Annotated in this window: 16 protein-coding genes; 12 read left to right on the plus strand and 4 right to left on the minus strand. The window is 71.9% G+C overall.

All coding sequences use genetic code 11. From position 1 onward, the window contains the following. Window positions 1-13: 13 nt before the first annotated feature. From ACLVWQ_RS30040 to ACLVWQ_RS30055, 4 genes are all read left to right on the plus strand, one after another. On the plus strand, window positions 14-1363 hold the full coding sequence (locus ACLVWQ_RS30040; RefSeq protein WP_414112364.1) for an NYN domain-containing protein: 1350 nt from the start codon (window positions 14-16) through the stop codon (window positions 1361-1363). Window positions 1364-1716: 353 nt separating this feature from the next. Then, window positions 1717-2748 carry an NlpC/P60 family protein gene (locus ACLVWQ_RS30045; RefSeq protein WP_414112365.1) on the plus strand — a complete coding sequence of 344 codons (1032 nt, stop codon included), beginning with the start codon at window positions 1717-1719 and terminating at the stop codon, window positions 2746-2748. Between the two features lie 296 nt (window positions 2749-3044). Then, on the plus strand, window positions 3045-4055 hold the full coding sequence (locus ACLVWQ_RS30050) for an NlpC/P60 family protein (protein ID WP_414112366.1): 1011 nt from the start codon (window positions 3045-3047) through the stop codon (window positions 4053-4055). A 44-nt stretch (window positions 4056-4099) separates the two neighbouring features. After that, on the plus strand, window positions 4100-5332 hold the full coding sequence (locus tag ACLVWQ_RS30055; RefSeq protein ID WP_414112367.1) for a hypothetical protein: 1233 nt from the start codon (window positions 4100-4102) through the stop codon (window positions 5330-5332). A 62-nt stretch (window positions 5333-5394) separates the two neighbouring features. Here the strand turns inward: ACLVWQ_RS30055 and ACLVWQ_RS30060 are convergent, their stop codons facing one another. Next, window positions 5395-6639: a glycosyltransferase 87 family protein gene (locus ACLVWQ_RS30060; protein ID WP_414112368.1), complete on the minus strand. Its 1245-nt coding sequence runs from the start codon at window positions 6637-6639 to the stop codon at window positions 5395-5397. A gap of 98 nt (window positions 6640-6737) precedes the next feature. On the opposite strand from ACLVWQ_RS30060, the gene ACLVWQ_RS30065 reads away from it, so the two are divergent. Continuing rightward, window positions 6738-7880, plus strand: coding sequence for a glycosyltransferase family 4 protein (locus tag ACLVWQ_RS30065; protein WP_414112369.1), 1143 nt, complete (start codon window positions 6738-6740; stop codon window positions 7878-7880). A 269-nt stretch (window positions 7881-8149) separates the two neighbouring features. On the opposite strand, the gene ACLVWQ_RS30070 is transcribed toward ACLVWQ_RS30065, so the two are convergent. Then, the gene (locus ACLVWQ_RS30070) at window positions 8150-9946 is read right to left on the minus strand and encodes an AMP-dependent synthetase/ligase (protein ID WP_414112370.1); all 1797 of its coding nucleotides are present in this window, start codon (window positions 9944-9946) and stop codon (window positions 8150-8152) included. A 287-nt stretch (window positions 9947-10233) separates the two neighbouring features. Between ACLVWQ_RS30070 and ACLVWQ_RS30075 the strand changes: the two genes are divergently transcribed. The 6 genes from ACLVWQ_RS30075 to ACLVWQ_RS30100 all read left to right on the plus strand — a co-directional run bounded on the left by ACLVWQ_RS30075 (window position 10234) and on the right by ACLVWQ_RS30100 (window position 15552). Next, window positions 10234-11082, plus strand: coding sequence for a metallophosphoesterase family protein (locus ACLVWQ_RS30075; RefSeq protein WP_414112371.1), 849 nt, complete (start codon window positions 10234-10236; stop codon window positions 11080-11082). A 186-nt stretch (window positions 11083-11268) separates the two neighbouring features. Continuing rightward, entirely contained in the window at window positions 11269-11748 is a 480-nt protein-coding gene (locus tag ACLVWQ_RS30080) for an SRPBCC family protein (protein WP_414112372.1), read from the plus strand. A gap of 54 nt (window positions 11749-11802) precedes the next feature. Then, window positions 11803-13026 carry an ArsA family ATPase gene (locus ACLVWQ_RS30085; protein WP_414112373.1) on the plus strand — a complete coding sequence of 408 codons (1224 nt, stop codon included), beginning with the start codon at window positions 11803-11805 and terminating at the stop codon, window positions 13024-13026. 58 nt (window positions 13027-13084) lie between these two features. Further along, window positions 13085-13582: a DUF5304 domain-containing protein gene (locus ACLVWQ_RS30090; RefSeq protein WP_414112374.1), complete on the plus strand. Its 498-nt coding sequence runs from the start codon at window positions 13085-13087 to the stop codon at window positions 13580-13582. Window positions 13583-13635: 53 nt separating this feature from the next. Next, window positions 13636-14589 carry an ROK family glucokinase gene (locus ACLVWQ_RS30095; RefSeq protein WP_414112375.1) on the plus strand — a complete coding sequence of 318 codons (954 nt, stop codon included), beginning with the start codon at window positions 13636-13638 and terminating at the stop codon, window positions 14587-14589. A gap of 198 nt (window positions 14590-14787) precedes the next feature. Beyond that, window positions 14788-15552, plus strand: coding sequence for an endonuclease/exonuclease/phosphatase family protein (locus tag ACLVWQ_RS30100; protein WP_414112376.1), 765 nt, complete (start codon window positions 14788-14790; stop codon window positions 15550-15552). A 17-nt stretch (window positions 15553-15569) separates the two neighbouring features. Here the strand turns inward: ACLVWQ_RS30100 and ACLVWQ_RS30105 are convergent, their stop codons facing one another. After that, complete coding sequence (locus ACLVWQ_RS30105) at window positions 15570-16259, minus strand: hypothetical protein (RefSeq protein WP_414112377.1); 690 nt, start codon at window positions 16257-16259, stop codon at window positions 15570-15572. Beyond that, window positions 16252-17061, minus strand: coding sequence for an alpha/beta hydrolase (locus ACLVWQ_RS30110; RefSeq protein ID WP_414112378.1), 810 nt, complete (start codon window positions 17059-17061; stop codon window positions 16252-16254). The genes ACLVWQ_RS30105 and ACLVWQ_RS30110 overlap by 8 nt, the downstream gene beginning before the upstream one ends. A 196-nt stretch (window positions 17062-17257) precedes the next feature. Here ACLVWQ_RS30110 and ACLVWQ_RS30115 point away from each other — a divergent pair, with 196 nt between their 5' ends. Next, window positions 17258-17977, plus strand: a complete 720-nt coding sequence (locus tag ACLVWQ_RS30115; protein ID WP_414112379.1) for a lysophospholipid acyltransferase family protein — start codon at window positions 17258-17260, stop codon at window positions 17975-17977. Window positions 17978-17995: the final 18 nt, after the last annotated feature.

Below are 17995 nucleotides of genomic sequence, written 5' to 3' on the forward strand. Positions count from 1 at the left end.
CGAGGGGTGAAGGATGGTGGAGGCCACAGGCGGGGAGCCGGACGACGGCGACGCCGAGGTGCTCGACCGTCCGCTGCCCGACGGCGTGCGCCGCAGGGTCGTGCAGATCGTCTCCGACGGCTTCGGCGGGCTGACCGTGGGCGAACTGCCCACGCAGCTGAGACAGTACGCCCGGTTCGCCCCCAACCGCCGTGCCAAGTTCGCGGGTACCGCGATGGCCGCGGCCATGGAGACCGACCCGCTTTTCAGACAGCGCATCGCCGAGAAGCTCAGGGACGCCCAGCCCGAGCTGGCCGGCGCTCTCGACTCGGGCTCACCGCCCCCGGCCGCGGACCCGCTGGACGTGGCGGCCGCGGCCTATGTGCTGCGCCCCCCCGGCTGGGTGAAACTGGTCACCGCCGCGGGCGAGGAGGCCCTGCGCGCGGACGCGGAGCGCGCCGACGAGGAGAGCCGCGCCGAGCTGGAGCGGCTGCGCGGGGAGCTCGCCGAGGCCCGTGGCCAGACCCGGGCCGAGACGGAGCGGCTGCGGACCGAGCTCGACGCGGCGAAGAAGGAAGCCGAATCGCTTCACCGCAAGCTGCGCGGCGCCCTCAGTGACGTCAAGCGCGGCGAGGCCGCGCTGCGCAAGCTGCGCGGCGAGATGGACGCCGTGCGCGGCGAGGCGCAGGTCCAGTTGTCGGCCGCCGAGAGCGAGGCCCGGCGGCTCAAGCAGCGGCTCGGCGAGGTCGAGGGCTCCCTGGAGGCCACCCGCCGCGCGGCCCGCGAAGGCCGCAGCGTCGAGGACATGCGCGTACGACTGCTCCTGGACACCGTGCTCGACGCGGCACAGGGGCTGCGGCGTGAACTCGCCCTGCCGCCGGTGTCGGTGCGGCCCGCGGAGACCGTGGACGCGGTCGAGCCGGGCCGGATGACGCCCAAGGACATCGCGGCCCGTGCCCTGTCCGAGCACGATCCCGCCGTCCTCGACCAGTTGCTGGCGCTGCCGCAGGCGCATCTGGTCGTCGACGGCTACAACGTCACCAAGACCGGCTATCCCCAGATGCCGCTGGAGAAACAGCGGCTGCGGCTCCTCGGCCAGCTCTCGCAGCTCGCCGCGCAGTCCGGCGCCGAGGTCACCTGTGTCTTCGACGGGGCCGAGCTGGCCGCCCCGGTGCTCCTCGCGCCGCCGCGCGGGGTGCGGGTGCTGTTCTCCAAGGCGGGCATCACGGCGGACGAGTTGATCCGTCAGCTGGTGCGCGCGGAGCCGCCGGGGCGGCCCGTCATCGTCGTCTCGACCGACCGCGAGGTGGCCGACGGCGTGGCCGCCGCGGGCGCTCGGCCGGTGGCCTCCGTGGTGCTGCTCAAGCGCTTTTCGAGGGGTTGAACCCGCCGTTCGCGGGCAGCCTCGTCACTTGGGTGGTCCGCGGTCGCCCTTCTGTCCCGTACGCCTCATACGCGACGGACGCACCAAGAGCAACAGATGCTCGCCTTGCCCCGATTGGCGAAACCTTCACGCCACGTAGGGTCAATCGATCGTTACTGCACGTGAGTTGATTGTAAAGAATGCGATCGGTGAGCGAGATTTTCCTCAAGAGGATTTGAACTGATCACAGGGTGGTCACTAGGGTCAGGCCTCGAACCTTCGCTCGGGTGATCACTCAATGGGAGTGACGGTGAAGGGGCACCGCCAACCGGCGTCTTCGGTGGGCGGCTGAGGTAATGAAGGAGCTCGCCTCCGTGGCGTCCCACCGTCGACCGAAGCAGCCGAGCCGCACCCGGGTGACCGTGCTCACCACTGCCGCCGCTGCAGCCGTTGCCCTCAGTGCGCAGGCGGCCAACGCCGCCCCCAGCGAGAAGCCCGGCAAGGACGAGGTCAAGGCCAAGGTCGACAAGCTCTACGAAGAGGTCGAGCTCGCCACCGACAAGGCCAACGGCGCCGAGGAGAAGCAGGAGAAGCTGGAGAAGGAGATCGACACTCTCCAGGACCAGGTCGCCCGCGGCCAGGACGATCTCAACGCCATGCGTGACGGCCTCGGCCTGATGGCCAGCTCCCAGTACCGGACGGGTGCCATCGACCCCTCCGTGCAGCTCTTCCTCTCCGCGGACCCGGACGACTACCTCGACAAGGCGTCCACGATCGACCAGCTCAGCTCTCAGCAGGTCGAGGCGCTGAAGAAGGTCCAGGACAAGCAGCGGGTCCTCGCCCAGCAGCGCGAGGAGGCGGCCGGCAAGCTCAAGGAGCTCTCCGACACCCGCAAGACCCTGGGCAAGAAGAAGAAGGAAGTCCAGACCAAGCTCGCCGACGCGCAGAAGCTGCTCAACAGCCTCACCGCCAAGGAGAAGGCGGACATCGCCGCCGCCGACCAGCGTGCCAGCCGTTCCGCCGGTGACCGCATCGATCTCGGCAACGAGGTCGCGGGCTCCAACTACGGCGCCGCCGCCCTCGCCGCCGCGCGCAGCCAGATGGGCAAGCCGTACGTCTCCGGCGGCAGCGGCCCCAACTCGTACGACTGCTCAGGTCTGACGCAGTGGGCCTACGGTCAGGCCGGTGTGTCGATATCCCGGACCACCTACACGCAGCAGAACGACGGCGCGAAGATCGGCCGCGACGCGCTCAAGCCCGGCGACCTGGTCTTCTTCAACAGCCTGGCGCACGTCGGCCTGTACGCCGGCAACGGTGTGGTCCTGCACGCCCCGAAGCCGGGCGCCGTGGTCCGCCTCGAGTCGATGAGCACGATCGGCTCCTTCCAGTTCGGCGTCCGCGTCTGACCGCTGTCCGCTGACCCTTTCCGGCCGGGCCCTGGCGCCCGGTCCGAGTCCGTCGCCCGATCTGGCCTCGCCGCCCGGTCGGGCTTCGTCGTTCGCGACCGGCCGCCGCGCCGCCCGAACGGGCGAATTCCGGTGACTGTCGCTGACCCCTCGCCCCGCCGATGACCTGCGTCTGAGGCGGGGCGTCACGTTGTGTGCCCGCGAGGGTCTTTGGCCACTGTGTAGTCGCACGGCTACTGTCTGCCGCGATTCCCTCAACTCCGGGGGTTCGTCAGCGGAAGGGAGTGCGGCTTCCTGTGGGGTCCCATCGCCGCCTTGCACCGTCCGGCTTCGACCGGGGCGCCCGAGGCGCCACCCTCTGCGTTCTGACCGCCGCGGCCGCGGCCCTCGGCGTCCTGCCGGCCGGCGCCGCACCGCACGACGACACCCGTGGCGAGGTGGACCGGCTGTACGAGGAGGCCGAGCACGCCACCGAGTCGTACAACAAGGCCGACGAGCGCGCCGACGCCCTGCACGAGCAGGTCGGCAGGGCCCAGGACCGGATCGCCCGGCAGCAGGAACGCGTCAACACCATGCGGGACGCGCTCGGTTCGCTCGCCGGGGCCCAGTACCGCTCCGGCGGCCTCGATCCCGCGCTGGCGCTGATGTTCGCCGACGACCCGGACGAGTACCTCGACAAGGCGGCCGCGCTCGACCGGATCGGCGCCCGCCAGGCCGGTGAACTCAGGGATCTCCAGCGCGTCATGCGCGACCTCGCCCAGGAACGCGAGGAGACGACCCGCAAACTCACCGAGCTGAACAGGAGCAAGCAGGCCGTCGCCCGGCACAAACGCACCGTCGAGCGGAAACTGGCCAAGGCGCGCCACCTGCTCAACTCGATGCCGGACGGCGACCGCGCCGCCTACGACCGGGCTTCCCGCTCCGGCCGGGCCCCCGACCTCACCGGCGCCGTCCCGTCCTCGGGGCGCGCGGCGGCCGCCGTCGCCGCGGCCCGCTCCGTCCTGGGCCGCCCGTACATCTGGGGGGCCAACGGACCCACCGGCTTCGACTGTTCGGGCCTCACCCAGTGGTCGTACGCGCAGGCCGGTGTCGGTCTGCCGCGCACCTCGCAGGCCCAGGCGCACGCCGGGCGCCAGGTGCCGCTCTCGCAGGCGCAGCCCGGTGACATCGTCACCTACCGGTCCGACGCCAGCCATGTGGCGATGTACATGGGCAACGGCCAGGTGATCCACGCACCCCACCCGGGTGCCCCCGTGCGCTACGACCCCGTGGGCATGATGCCGGTCTCCGCCGTGACGCGCCCCTGACGCGCCCCTCACCCCACGGACCGGGCGCCGATACGATCAGGATCGTGGCTGGTCGTGGACGTGCGCCGAAGTGGATGGTGGGGCTGCTGCTGGCCGGGACAGCCGGTACGGCCTGCCTGGTCGGCTGTGGCGGTTCCCCGCGGGCCGACGCCGCGTCCGCGGACGTCCAGCGCGTACTGGACCGGCGGGCGGCCGCGGTGCGCGACGGGAACGAGAAGGCCTTCGTGGCGACGGCGGCGCCGGGTTCCGTGGCCGCCGGTGAGCCGGCCGAGGCGCGTACCGAGTTCAGGAACCTGCGGGCGGTCCCGCTGACCGACTGGTCGTACCGGGTGACCGGTCTGCGCCGCTCGGGCGGGAGCGCCACGGCCGACGTGGACCTGCGCTACCGCATGGACGGCTACGACCGGGCGCCCGTCGTGACCGCCCGCACGCTGCGCCTCACCCGCTCCGAGGGACGCTGGTACGTGACCGGCGACCGGCCGGCCCGTGACGCCGGCCATCAGTTGTGGGACCAGGGGGCCGTGGTGGCCGTGCGCGGCGAGCACAGCCTCGTCCTGGGGGTGGGGCAGTCCCGTGGCGCGCTGCGCGGTTACGCGGGCCTGGCCGACCGCGCGGTACCCGCGGTGCGGGAGGTCTGGGGAGAGGAGTGGCCGGGGCAGGTCGTCGTCCTCGTACCGAAGTCGCTGGAGGACATGGCGCAGCTGCTGGGGGCGCCCGCGTCCGGGTACCGGGGGATCGCGGCGGTCACCACGGGGGAGGCGGGCGGTTCGGGGAGCGCGCCCGCCGACCGGATCATCGTGAACCCCGACGCGTACGGGGTGCTGGGTTCCTTCGGCCGGCAGGTCGTGCTCACGCACGAGACGACCCATGTGGCGACCCGTGCCGCGACCTCGGCGTCGACCCCGCTGTGGCTGTCGGAGGGGTACGCGGACTGGGTCGGCTACCGGGGCACCGACCGCTCGGCGACCCAGGTCGCGCCCGAGCTGACGAGGGCGGCGGTCGACGGGCGCGCCCCCGCCGAGCTGCCCGCCGACGGGGACTTCGGGTTCGGCGGGGACGCGGGGAAGCTGGCGCGGGCGTACGAGAGCGGGTGGCTGGCCTGCCGGATGATCGCCGAGCGGTGGGGCGAGGCGCGGCTGGGCGAGTTCTACCGGGCCGTGGGCGCGCACGAGAAGCGGGCGGGAGCGGTGGAGACGGGGCTGCGGGAGGTCCTGGACACGTCCGTGGCGGAGTTCACCCGGCAGTGGCGGGCCTATGTGCGGGAGCAGTTGGTGTGAGGTCCGGAGGGCGGGCGTCGGAGGGGCGGGGCGCGGTGGGTCGAACGGGACGGGGCCGAGGGTCAGCGGGTCAGTGATTCCTCGTCGGCGGGCTTCGCCCAGCTGGGCCCCTGCCGGGGGAGCACGGTCCGGTACGACACGGTGTCGCGCCACAGGAGCACGCCCGCGGTGACGCTCGCGGCGACCAGCAGGCCGTTGCGCACGACGAGCAGCGTGATGCCGAGGCCGTCGCTGCCGACGACGTGCGCGAAATGGACGGGGAACTCCAGGACGGTGAAGAAACTCGCCGCCAGCACCATCCCCGCCGGCAGGCCCATCCGGCTGCCGCGGAAGACCAGGCACACGGCGGCCAGACCGACCAGCCACACCAGGTACTGCGGGCTGATGACCCGGCTCGTCGTGACGAACAGGAGCACCGCCACGAACGCGGCGTCCGCGACCGTGTGCACCAGGAACCGCCTCGCGCACAGCCGCCACAGGAGCAGCCAGCCGAACGCGAGCCCGGTCAGCATCAGCGCCACCGTGCTGACCACGTCGACGTACGGGCCGAGGAATTCCACCGAGCCGTAGTTGAGCAGCACCTGGCCCTGCCAGCCGTGGTGCCGGGCGATGTGGAAGACCAGCGAGCCGAGGGACTCGACCTCGGTCCCGCGGTCGCGCTGGAAGGTCAGGAACGCGAACGCGCCCGGCATCGACACGGCGAACACCAGCGCGATGCCGGCCGCCGCGGCCACCGCGGCGCCCCAGGCCCTGCGCCCGGTCGTCCCCACGAGGAGCAGCAGCGGCCACACCTTCAGCATCGCCCCGAACGCGGCGAGCGCGCCCATGGCCCTCGGGTGCCGGACGCCCGCGAGGACCGCGGCCACGGCGACGGCGGTCACCATCACGTCGTACCGCGAGTACACCGTCGGGCCGAGCAGCGGCACGCCCACCACCCACACCCAGACACCGCGCAGCGACCTCTCGCCGGGGCGCCGGCCCGCGTACAGGAGCAGCCCGAAGGCGACCAGGTCGGCGGCGAAGGCGAGGACGAAGAACGCCTCCGTGTAGGCGAGGAACGGCAGCACCGCGGGGGAGAGGACGGCGAGGGCGGCGGCCGGCGGGTACTGCCAGGTGACGTCGTCCAGCGGGAACGTGCCGGTGCGCAGGACCTCGTACCAGTTCTGGTAGGTCACCGAGACGTCGCTCGTGACGTCGGGTCCCGGGAAGACGAACACCTTGAAGACGAAGAGCAGCAGGAGAAGTCTCGTCAGGCCCCAGGTCACCAGCACCAGGTACGGGAACCTCTGACCTTTGGCTCCCGCCATGCACCTGCCTCTTTCCGTACGGATCCCGCGCGCCGCGGGTGCCTCGGTCGCGCGGCCGGCCCCGGCTGTGAGGGGCGGGTTCGGTACTGTCGTCGGCGATGGACAAGACGCTGATCGTGACCAACGACTTTCCGCCGAGACCGGGCGGTATCCAGGCCTTCCTGCACAACATGGCGCTGCGGCTGGACCCCGAGCGGCTCGTCGTCTACGCCTCCACGTGGAAGCGGGGCCGGGAAGGAGCCGAGGCCACAGCCGCCTTCGACGCCGAACAGCCCTTCGTCATCGTACGCGACCGAACTACCATGCTGTTGCCCACTCCAGGGGTCTCCCGACGGGCCGTCGGGCTGCTGCGGGAGCACGGCTGCCGCTCGGTGTGGTTCGGCGCGGCGGCACCGCTGGGGCTGCTGGCGCCGGCGTTGCGCAAGGCGGGCGCGGAGCGTCTGGTGGCCACCACGCACGGCCATGAGGCGGGGTGGGCGCAGTTGCCGGCCGCGCGCCAGCTGCTGGGCAGGATCGGCGAGGCGACGGACACGGTCACGTACCTCGGTGAGTACACGCGCTCCCGGATCGCCACCGCGCTGAGCCCCGAGGCGGCCGGGCGGATGGTGCAACTGCCGCCGGGGGTGGACGAGAAGACCTTCCACCCGGGCTCGGGAGGGGACGAGGTCAGGGCCCGGCTGGGCCTGACGGACCGGCCGGTCGTGGTGTGCGTCTCCCGGCTGGTCCCGCGCAAGGGGCAGGACACGCTCATCCTCGCCATGCCGCGGATCCTGGCGCGTGAGCCGGAGGCGGTGCTGCTGATCGTCGGGGGCGGGCCGTACGAGAAGGAGTTGCGCCGGCTCGCGCGGGAGACCGGGGTCGCGGGGTCGGTGCGTTTCACCGGGGCGGTGCCGTGGGCGGAGCTGCCGGCCCACTACGGCGCGGGGGACGTCTTCGCGATGCCGTGCCGTACGCGGCGTGGGGGGCTGGACGTGGAGGGGCTCGGGATCGTCTACCTGGAGGCTTCCGCGACGGGGCTTCCGGTGGTCGCCGGGGACTCGGGGGGTGCGCCGGACGCGGTGCTGGACGGGGAGACGGGGTGGGTGGTGCGTGGCGGCTCCGCCGAGGGCGCGGCCGACCGGATCGTGGCGTTGCTCGGTGACGGGGAGTTGCGGCGGCGGATGGGGGAGCGGGGGCGGGAGTGGGTGCAGGAGAAATGGCGCTGGGACCTACTGGCGAACGACCTCAAAGAACTCCTGTAGCCCCTGCGGGCCGCCGGGGTGTCCGAGGCTCGTACGTCCGGTGACCGCCGTCAGTGGCTGAGCGCGCAGTTCCCCGCGCCCCTGCAAGCGGGGCTGCGCCCCGGCTTTCGGCCTTTAGGGGCGCGGGGAACGGCGCGACAAGCCACAACGGTGGGACGGCCGAAGGTTTTTTAGGGGCGCGGGGAACTGCGCGCTCAGCCACGACGGCGGGTCAGGCGAAGGTCTTAGGGGCGCGGGGAACTGCGCGGTCGCACGGTGGGTTCGCGGCCTCAGCGCTGGTAGATCGCTTCGATCTCGTCGGCGTAGTCCTTCGCCACCACGTTCCGCTTCAGCTTCAGCGACGGCGTGAGATGCCCCGACTCCTCCGTGAACTGGTGCGACAGCACACGGAACTTCCGTACCGACTCCGCCTTCGACACCGCCGCGTTGCCGTCGTCCACCGCACTCTGCACCGCCGCGAGCAGATCCGGGTCAAGACCGAGCGACGCCGCGGTCGAGCCGGCAGGCTTCCCGTGTTCGTCGGCCCAGCGGCCCAGGAACTCCTCGTCGATGGTGACCAGCGCGCCCACGAACGGCCGCCCGTCCCCGACCACCATGCACTCCGCGACCAGCGCGTGCGCGCGGATACGGTCCTCGATCACCGCCGGCGCGACGTTCTTGCCGCCCGCGGTGACGATGATCTCCTTCTTGCGGCCGGTGATCCGGAGGTAGCCGTCCTCGTCGAGCGTGCCGATGTCACCGGTGTGGAACCAGCCGTCGGCCAGCGCCTCCTCGGTCGCGCCGTCGTTGTTCCAGTACCCCTTGAACAGGTGCTCGCCGTGCAGCAGCACCTCACCGTCGTCGGCGATACGGACCACCGAGCCCGGCAGCGGCTGCCCGACCGTACCGATCTTCTGGCGGTCCCACGGGTTGAACGCGGTGGCCGCACAGGACTCGGTCAGCCCGTAGCCCTCAAGCACCGTGAAGCCGATACCCCGGAAGAAGTGGCCCAGCCGCTCACCCAGCGGCGCCCCGCCCGAGATCGCGTACTCGCCCTTGCCGCCGAGCACCGCGCGCAGCTTGCTGTAGACGAGCTTGTCGAATGTCTTGTGTTTGATCCGCAGGCCGATCGACGGGCCCGCCGGGGTGTCCAGCGCGCGGCTGTACGCGATCGCCGTGTCCGCCGCCTTGTCGAAGATCCTGCCCTTGCCGTCCGCCTGTGCCTTGGCCCGCGCCGAGTTGTAGACCTTCTCGAAGACGCGCGGCACACCGAGGATCAGCGTCGGCCGGAACGAGGCCAGTTCGTCGGTGAGGTTCTTGATGTCCGGGACCATGCCCAGCTTGATCGGCGCCATCATCGGCGCGACCTGCACGAGCCGTCCGAAGACGTGCGCGAGCGGAAGGAAGAGGAGCACCGAGCACTCGCCGGTACGGAACAGCGGCCGCAGCCGCTCCACGATGTTGCCGCACTCCGCGAAGAAACTGCGGTGGGTCAGCACACAGCCCTTGGGGCGCCCGGTCGTCCCGCTCGTGTAGACGATCGTCGCCGGATCGTCGGCCTTGGCGAGCGAGCTGCGCTCGTCGACCGCGGCGTCCGTGACGTCCTTGCCGGCCCGGCCGAGCTCGTCGACACCGCCGCCCTCGATCTGCCAGACGTGCTTGAGGTGCGGCAGCCGGTCGCGTACCGACTCGACGGCGGCCGCGTGCGCGTCCAGTTCGACGACGATCGCGATGGCCCCCGAGTCGCCGAGGATCCACTGCACCTGCTCCGGCGAGCTGGTCTCGTACACCGGCACGGTGACCGCGCCCGCGCTCCAGATCGCGAAGTCGAGCAGCGTCCACTCGTAACGCGTGCGGGACATCAGACCGACGCGGTCGCCCGGCTGCACCCCCGAGGCGATCAGGCCCTTGGCGGCCGCCTGCACCTCGGCGAGGAAAGCGGTGGCCGTGACGTCCGTCCAGGTACCGCCGACCTTGCGGGCGATGACCGCCACGTCAGGATGCTGCGCGGCGTTTCTGCGGACGATGTCGGTCAGATTGCCGTCCGCAGGGACCTCGTACAAAGCCGGAAGGCTGAACTCGCGCAAGACTGCTGCTCCTCATAGGGCGCCGGCGCCACGACTTCGTGTGATGCGACGGAGCGGTCCAAGGCTCGGGCAAGGTGCTCCGGGAGTCTGTTGGCGAAACCCTGAGCACGACCGGACTGCCCGGACGTTACCCGCCGGTACTGCCTCTACGACAGGGGAGCCGGAGAGATGTTCCCCGCGTCACACGTGTTGGCGTTCCTTCGCGCAGGGTAGTCCAACCCGTTACTGACTGGGTAGTAACCGCAGGTCCGCCCGCGTCTACACACGTTTGCTCCACAGGCATACCCTTGATCGCCATGGCAGGTACACAAGGCGGCGAAGGCGCCCACGGCCGCGACGGCGGCGACAACGGTGACATCCGGGAGACCCCGCGGACGAGGGTGCACGTCGTGAGCGACGTGCACGGCAACGTCCGTGACCTGGTCAGGGCGGGTTCGGGTGCCGATGCCCTGATCTGTCTGGGCGACCTGGTCCTGTTCATCGACTACGCCGACCACTCCCGCGGCATCTTCCCCGACCTCTTCGGCACCGAGAACACGGACCGCCTCGTGGAGCTGCGCACCGCCCGCAGATTCGAGGACGCGCGGGCCCTCGGCGCACGGCTGTGGGCCGGCGTCGACCGGGGCCCCGCCATAGAGAAGGCCGTACGGAAGCAGTACGCCGAACTCTTCGGGGCGTTCCCCACTCCGACGTACGCCACCTACGGCAACGTCGACATGCCGTCTCTCTGGCCGGAGTACGCAGGGCCGGGCACCACCGTGCTCGACGGACAGCGGGCCGAGATCGGCGGCCTGGTCTTCGGCTTCGTCGGCGGCGGACTGCGTACCCCCATGCGCACGCCGTACGAGATCAGCGACGAGGAGTACGCGGCGAAGATCGAGGCCGTCGGGGAGGTCGACGTGCTGTGCACGCACATCCCGCCCGAGGTGCCCGAGCTCGTCTACGACACGGTGGCGCGGCGCTTCGAGCGGGGCAGCCGGGCGCTCCTGGACGCGATCCGGCGCACCCGGCCGCGCTACTCGCTCTTCGGGCACGTCCATCAGCCGCTCGCCCGGCGGATGCGGATCGGGGCCACGGAGTGCGTGAACGTGGGGCACTTCGCCGGGACGGGGAAGCCCTGGGTCCTGGAGTGGTGAGGGCGGGCGGCGCCCACGTGGGCACTCGCGGGGGCACTCGCGCTCAGGGCGGGGCACCGGCGCCGGACGGGCCGGGGGGCGGCGGGCCCTCCACCGCGCGGTAGCCTTCACGCTGCACACACAGGCAGAAAGCGTTCGTATCCCGAAGAACCCCCTGTCCGGACCGCATCTGGAGGAGCCACGGCGATGGCGGAACACACCAGCTCGAGCATCACGATCGAGGCGGCACCGGCCGATGTCATGGCGGTCATCGCCGACTTCGCCCGCTACCCCGACTGGACGGGCGAGGTGAAGGAGGCGGAGGTGCTCGCGACGGACGAGAAGGGCCGCGCCGAGCAGGTACGTCTCGTCATGGACGCCGGCGCCATCAAGGACGACCAGACCCTGGGCTACACCTGGACCGGCGACCACGAGGTCTCCTGGACCCTGGTCAAGTCCCAGATGCTCCGCTCCCTGGACGGCTCGTACATCCTCAAGCCCGCGGGCCTGAGCGCCACCGAGGTCACGTACCGGCTCACCGTCGACGTCAAGATCCCGATGCTCGGCATGATCAAGCGCAAGGCGGAGAAGGTCATCATCGACCGCGCGCTGGCCGGGCTGAAGAAGCGCGTGGAGAGCGGCGCGGACCAGGGCACCGCGACGGGTACGGAGACGGGCGACAAGTAGGCGGCGCACAGGGGCCCGCCGACACCGCCGTCGCACCACGTACCGTTCACCTCCATGCGCACCATCCTGATCACCGGCCCCGGCGGCTCGGGCCGCACCACCGTCGCCGCGGCCACCGCGCTGGCGGCCGCCCGCCGGGGCACCCGCACGCTGGTGCTCTCCGCGGACCGCACCGACACCCTCGGGGCGGCCCTCGGCACCTCCACCGGCGGCACACCGGCCGAGGCCGCCCCCGGGCTCACCGCCTGGCGGCCGGACGCAGGCGAGAGCTTCCGCACCGGCCTCCTGGCCTTCCAGGAACAGGCCGCCACCGCCCTCGACCTGCTGGGCTCGGCCCGCCTCGACGGCGAAGAGCTCACCCCGCTGCCCGGCGCCGAGGAACTCGCCCTGCTGCACGCGCTGCGCGACGCGGCCGCGGCGGACACGTTCGACCTGCTGGTCGTCGACCTGCCGGCCGCCCCGCAGGCCCTCGCCCTGCTGGCCCTGCCCGAACAACTGCGCCGGTACCTGCGCCGCCTGCTGCCCGCCGAACGCCAGGCGGCCCGCGCCCTGCGCCCCATCCTCGGCCGCCTGGCCGGCGTCCCGATGCCGACGGACCGGCTGTACGAGACGGCGGCCCGCTGGGACGCCGGGCTGGCCGCGGTCCAGGGGGCCGTCGAGGATCCCGCCACGACCGTACGACTGGTCGCCGAGCCGGGCCCGGCCGGCACCGACGCCGTACGCTCGGCCGTCACCGGCCTCGCCCTGCGCGGTCTGCGCGTGGACGCCCTGATCGGCAACCGGGTCCTGCCCGACGCGTCCCCCGACACCTGGCTGGCCGGACTCGCCGTCCAGCAGCGCAAGTCCCTCGACGAGTGGCGGGACGAGTACCGGGCCGAGCGGGGCGACGGCGGGGACGACGGGCGGGGGCGGACGTACGACGTGTACGAGGTCCCGCACCTCGGCCGTGACCCGCGCGGCGCCGAGGACCTCACCGCGCTACCCGTGCCGGTGCCCGCCCCGGGCGACACTCCCGGGCCGGTCGAATGGCCCGTGGACGACCGGCTCGCCGACGACGGCGTGCTCGTCTGGCACATCCCGCTCCCCGGCGCGATACGCGAGGAACTCGACCTGGTGCGGCGCGGGGACGAACTCCTCGTCACCGTCGGACCGTTCCGCCGGATCGTCCCGCTCCCCTCCGCGCTGCGCCGCTGCGCCGTGGACGGCGCCTCCCTGCGCGAGGGCGAACTACGGGTCCGGTTCGTGCCCGACCCGGATCTGTGGCCGCGGACACGGTGAACGGCCTCACCCGTTCGGGTAACGTCGAGAGACACAGAGCCGATGCTTGGAGTCCGCCATGAGCGATGAGCACCCCGTGTCCGACGCAGGGGAGGACGCGCTCGGCACGGTGCACGACGAGGAGCGCGACGAGGTCCGGGCCACCGACGACGACGCCTGGGCCAAGGCGTGCGCCGAGGACCTCGCCGCGGAGAAGGCCCGCCGCCGGGCCCGGTACGGCCAGCCGCCCGGCTCGGCCGCCGAGGAACTGCGCAAACTCGTCGACGCCGTCACCGACAAGCTGTCCGCACTGCAGTCGCCGCTGCTCGGCGCGGTCGCGGGCGGCGCCGCCCAGCAGGTGGTGAACCAGGTCGTGCAGCAGGCCAAGGCCGCCGTCGAGCCCGTCATCGAGCGCAACCCCGACGTGTTCGACCATCTGGCGAGCGCCGGCTCCGAACTGCTCGCCGCGTACCGCTCCGCCGTCGAGGCGCAGGAGCGGCGCTGGACGACCCGCGACACCGCCGCGCGACCCCGTGACGAGGGCACCGGGAGCGGTGAACACATCGACCTCGACTGAAGCCGCTCGGGTACGGTTGGCCGTAGCGGGGCTCGACCGAAACTGAGGGATTCATGGGACTCACCATCGGCGTCGACATCGGCGGCACGAAGATCGCGGCCGGGGTGGTCGACGAGGAAGGCAACATCCTCTCGACCTTCAAGGTGCCGACCCCCACGACGCCGCAGGCGATCGTGGACGCGATCGCCGCGGCCGTCGAAGGTGCCAGGGCAGGGCACGAGATCGTCGGCGTGGGGATCGGGGCCGCCGGGTACGTCAACAGGCAGCGCTCGACGGTCTATTTCGCGCCGAACATCGACTGGCGGCAGGAGCCTCTGAAGGAAGAGGTGGAGGGCCGGGTGGGCCTGCCGGTCGTCGTCGAGAACGACGCGAACGCGGCTGCCTGGGGGGAGTACAAGTTCGGCGCGGGCAAGGGCCACCGCAACGTCATCTGCATCACGCTCGGCACGGGCCTGGGCGGCGGCATCATCATCGGCAACAAGCTGCGCCGCGGACACTTCGGCGTCGCCGCCGAGTTCGGACACATCCGGATGGTCCCGGACGGCCTGCTGTGCGGCTGCGGCTCCCAGGGCTGCTGGGAGCAGTACGCGTCCGGGCGGGCCCTGGTGAGGTACGCGAAGCAGCGGGCGAACGCGACACCTGAGAACGCGGAGATCCTGCTGTCGCTGGGCGACGGCTCGCCCGACGGCATCGAGGGCAAGCACATCTCGATGGCCGCGCGGCAGGGCGACCCGGTGGCGGTGGACTCCTACCGCGAGCTGGCCCGCTGGGCGGGCGCCGGGCTCGCGGACCTCGCGTCGCTCTTCGACCCGTCCGCGTTCATCGTCGGCGGGGGGCTCTCGGACGAGGGGGAGCTGGTCCTCGACCCGATCCGCAAGTCGTACAAGCGGTGGCTGGTGGGAGGGAACTGGCGGCCGGTCGCTGATGTGATCGCCGCGCAGTTGGGGAACGAGGCGGGGTTGGTCGGCGCGGCGGACCTGGCGCGGGAACCGGACCCGATCATGTAGCGCCCCGGCCCCCACCGCGCCCGCCTGCGGCCCGGTGGGGGCCGATCGCGCCGTTCCCCGCGCCCCTGAAGACTTCGGCTGTCCCGGCGTCGTGGTTGCTCGCGCCGTTCCCCGCGCCCCTGAAGAGCAGGCCCCTGAGGCTTTCGGCTGCCCCCACCGGCCCGCGGGCGAAACGCGGTCGGCGTATATCTTGATCACATGCCGACCAGCCCCACAGCCAGTCCGCTGCCCAGTTCCCGGACCGAGTCCGACGGTTCGGCCGTGGTCCGGGTGCTCAGTTACAACGTCCGCTCCCTGCGGGACGACACCGCCGCACTCGCCCGCGTCATCACCGCCTGCGAACCGGACCTGGTCCTCGTCCAGGAAGCCCCCCGCTTCTTCCGCTGGCGCAAGAAGCTGGCCCGCCTCGCCGCCGCCTCGGGGCAGGTCCTCCTGTCCGGCGGCGGCACGGCGTCCGGCCCCGCCCTCCTCTGCTCCCTGCGCGCCACGGTCGAGCGCACCGAGGACGTGCTGCTCCCCCTCACCCCCGGCCTGCACCGCCGCGGCTTCGCCACCGCCGTCGTACGGTTCGGCGGCGCCCGGGTCGGCGTACTGAGCTGTCACCTCTCGCTCCAGAAGGACGAGCGGTACGCACAGGGCGGCCTGCTCCTCGACCACCTCGCCGCGCTGGACACCCCGCACGCCGTCGCCGGCGGTGACCTCAACGAGCGCCCGAACGGCCGTACCTTCACCCGCCTCGCGGCACAGCTTCAGGACGGCTGGGCGGTGTCCCCCTGGGGCGAGGAGTACACCTCCACCCCCAGCGACCCCCGGCAACGTATCGACGCGCTCTTCGCGACCGCGGGCGTGGAGGTCCTGGCCTGCGGCGTACCCGTGGGCCACCCGGGGGTGACCGAGGCGGACCTGAGGGCGGCCACGGACCACCTCCCGGTCCTGGCCGCCCTCAGGATCCCGGCCGCCTGAGCCACCGGCAGCCCTCGTCAGACCACCGCGCCGCGCCCCGGGTCGTCCTCGTCCTCCTCGTCGCCGCGCATCCGCCCGACCAGCGTGGCGAACCCGCCGAGGAACCCGCCGATGCCGAGCGTGGCGAGCCACCACGTCATCTCCCAGCCGAGCAGGACCGCGAGCAGGAGCAGGATCGGGCCGCCGATCACGCCCAGCCAGGCGAACCTGGCCGTCGCGTCCGAGGCGGGCAGCGGAGGCGGCTCGGGCGGTACGAAGTGGCCCTCGTCGTCCCCGTCGAAGTCCTCCTCGGCCGGTTCGGGCGTCGTGTAGTCGCGGGGACCCGCAACGCCGGGCGCGAACGCCACCGAGCTGCCGAGCGGCTTCTCGGCGCCGGACTCGGAACCCGTCTCGGACTCCGGGTCCGTGGTGTCCGTACCGCCCTTCTGCTCCTCGGCGCCCTTGGTGCCCGTGGGCGTCGCGGCGGTCTTCGTGTCGGAGTCCCCAGGGCCGCCGGAGCCGCCGCCGGCGTCGTTCGTCTCGGGCTCCAGGAGCGCCAGGTCCTCCACCGACTTGAACGGCTTGGCACCGGGCGGGTCCGGCGGTTCGTCGCCGTACCCCGCCACGATGGCCTCCCACGCCGCCGTCTCGTCGAACGAGGGGCCCTGTTCCCCGCCGGGCGGCGCGTCCTTCTCGTCCGGCTCGCGGTCCGCGTCGTGCTCAGCCACCAGTGGCCGTCCCTTCCTGCTGACCTGCCTGACCCGCGCCTGCCTCCTTGCCGGCACCGGGTGCGAGCCGGGAGACGAAAGCGAAGCTCTCCTCGAAGATCCGGTCCGCGTCGTGGTCCAACGTCGCGACGTGGTAGCTCTGTTCCAGAAGTATCTCCGTCACATCCACGGACGACACCCGGCTGAGGACACGAGCGGAATCCGCGGGCGGCACGACATGGTCCTGCGGGCTGTGCAGGAGCAGTAGCGGCTGGGTCACCTGCGGCAGTTCGCCGTCGAGCAACTGGTAGAAGGTGCGCATCGAGTGGGCCGCGTGCAGCGGCACCTTGTCGTAGCCGATCTCGACGCCGCCCTCCTTGGCGATGTCGCTGGTGATGCCGTCCACCGTCCTGACGAAGTGACGGATCACCGGCAGGGCGTACGCCGCGAGGCCGTGCACCTTGTTCGCCGGATTGACGACCACGAGGCCGCTGACCTCGTCCCCGTGCTTCGCGGCGAGCCGCAGGGCGAGCGCGCCGCCCATGGAGAGGCCGAGGACGAAGACCTGGGTACAGCGCTCGCGCAGGGCGCGCAGCTCACGGTCCACTTCCGCGTACCAGTCCTGCCAGCCGGTGAGCTGCATGTCCTCCCAGCGGGTGCCGTGTCCGGGCAGCAGGGGCAGCGCGACGGTCAGCCCGCGCTCGGCCAGGTACTCCGCCCAGGGGCGCAGTGACTGCGGGGAACCGGTGAAGCCGTGGCAGAGGAGGACCCCGACCTCTCCGCCCTCGTGGTGGAACGGCTCAGCTCCGGGAAGGACCGGCACCTTCGGTCTCCTGTTCGTTCAGGGGCGACGCGATGATCACCCGAGGCCCGACACGATGATCACCCCGAAGCTTCGAGGCGTACTTCACCGTACGCGACGGCACTGACACCGACCAGGGCCGTCGGGCCCATTGGCAGTGCCCCGGGTTATGGTCTGATCGACAGATACGGGAGGCACTCGGGTGATCTACGGCGCAATGAAGTTTTCCGTCGGAGGGCCGCTGAAGCTCGCCTTCAGGCCCTGGGTGGAAGGCCTGGAGAACATTCCCGCCGAGGGCCCGGCCATCCTGGCGAGCAATCATCTGTCGTTCTCCGACTCGTTCTTCCTGCCGGCGGTCCTCGACCGCAAAGTGACCTTCATCGCGAAGGCCGAGTACTTCACCACGCCGGGCGTCAAGGGCCGGATGACGGCGGCCTTCTTCAAAGGGGTCGGCCAGCTGCCCGTGGACCGCTCCGGAGGACGCGGCGCGGGCCAGGCGGCGGTCAAGAGCGGTATCGACGTGCTTGAGCGCGGCGAGCTGTTCGGCATCTACCCGGAGGGCACCCGGTCGCCCGACGGCCGTCTCTACCGGGGCAAGCCCGGCGGCCTCGCGCGCGTGGCCCTGGCCAGCGGGGCGCCCGTCGTCCCGGTCGCCATGATCGACACCGAGAAGATCCAGCCGCCCGGCAAGGTGATGCCCAAGCTGATGCGTCCGGGCATCCGGATCGGCAGGCCGCTGGACTTCAGCCGCTACAGCGGCATGGAGCACGACCGTTTCGTCCTGCGCGCGGTGACCGACGAGGTCATGTACGAGATCATGAAGCTCTCCGGGCAGGAGTACGTCGACATCTACGCGACGGCCGCCAAGCGGCGGATCGCGGACGAGGCGAAGGCACAGAAGCAGGCGCAGAAGGAAGCCGAGCAGACCGGCTCCTAGACGCGGCCGTCGGGGGAT

The organism is Streptomyces sp. CWNU-52B (assembly GCF_047444975.1).
GTDB lineage: Bacteria > Actinomycetota > Actinomycetes > Streptomycetales > Streptomycetaceae > Streptomyces.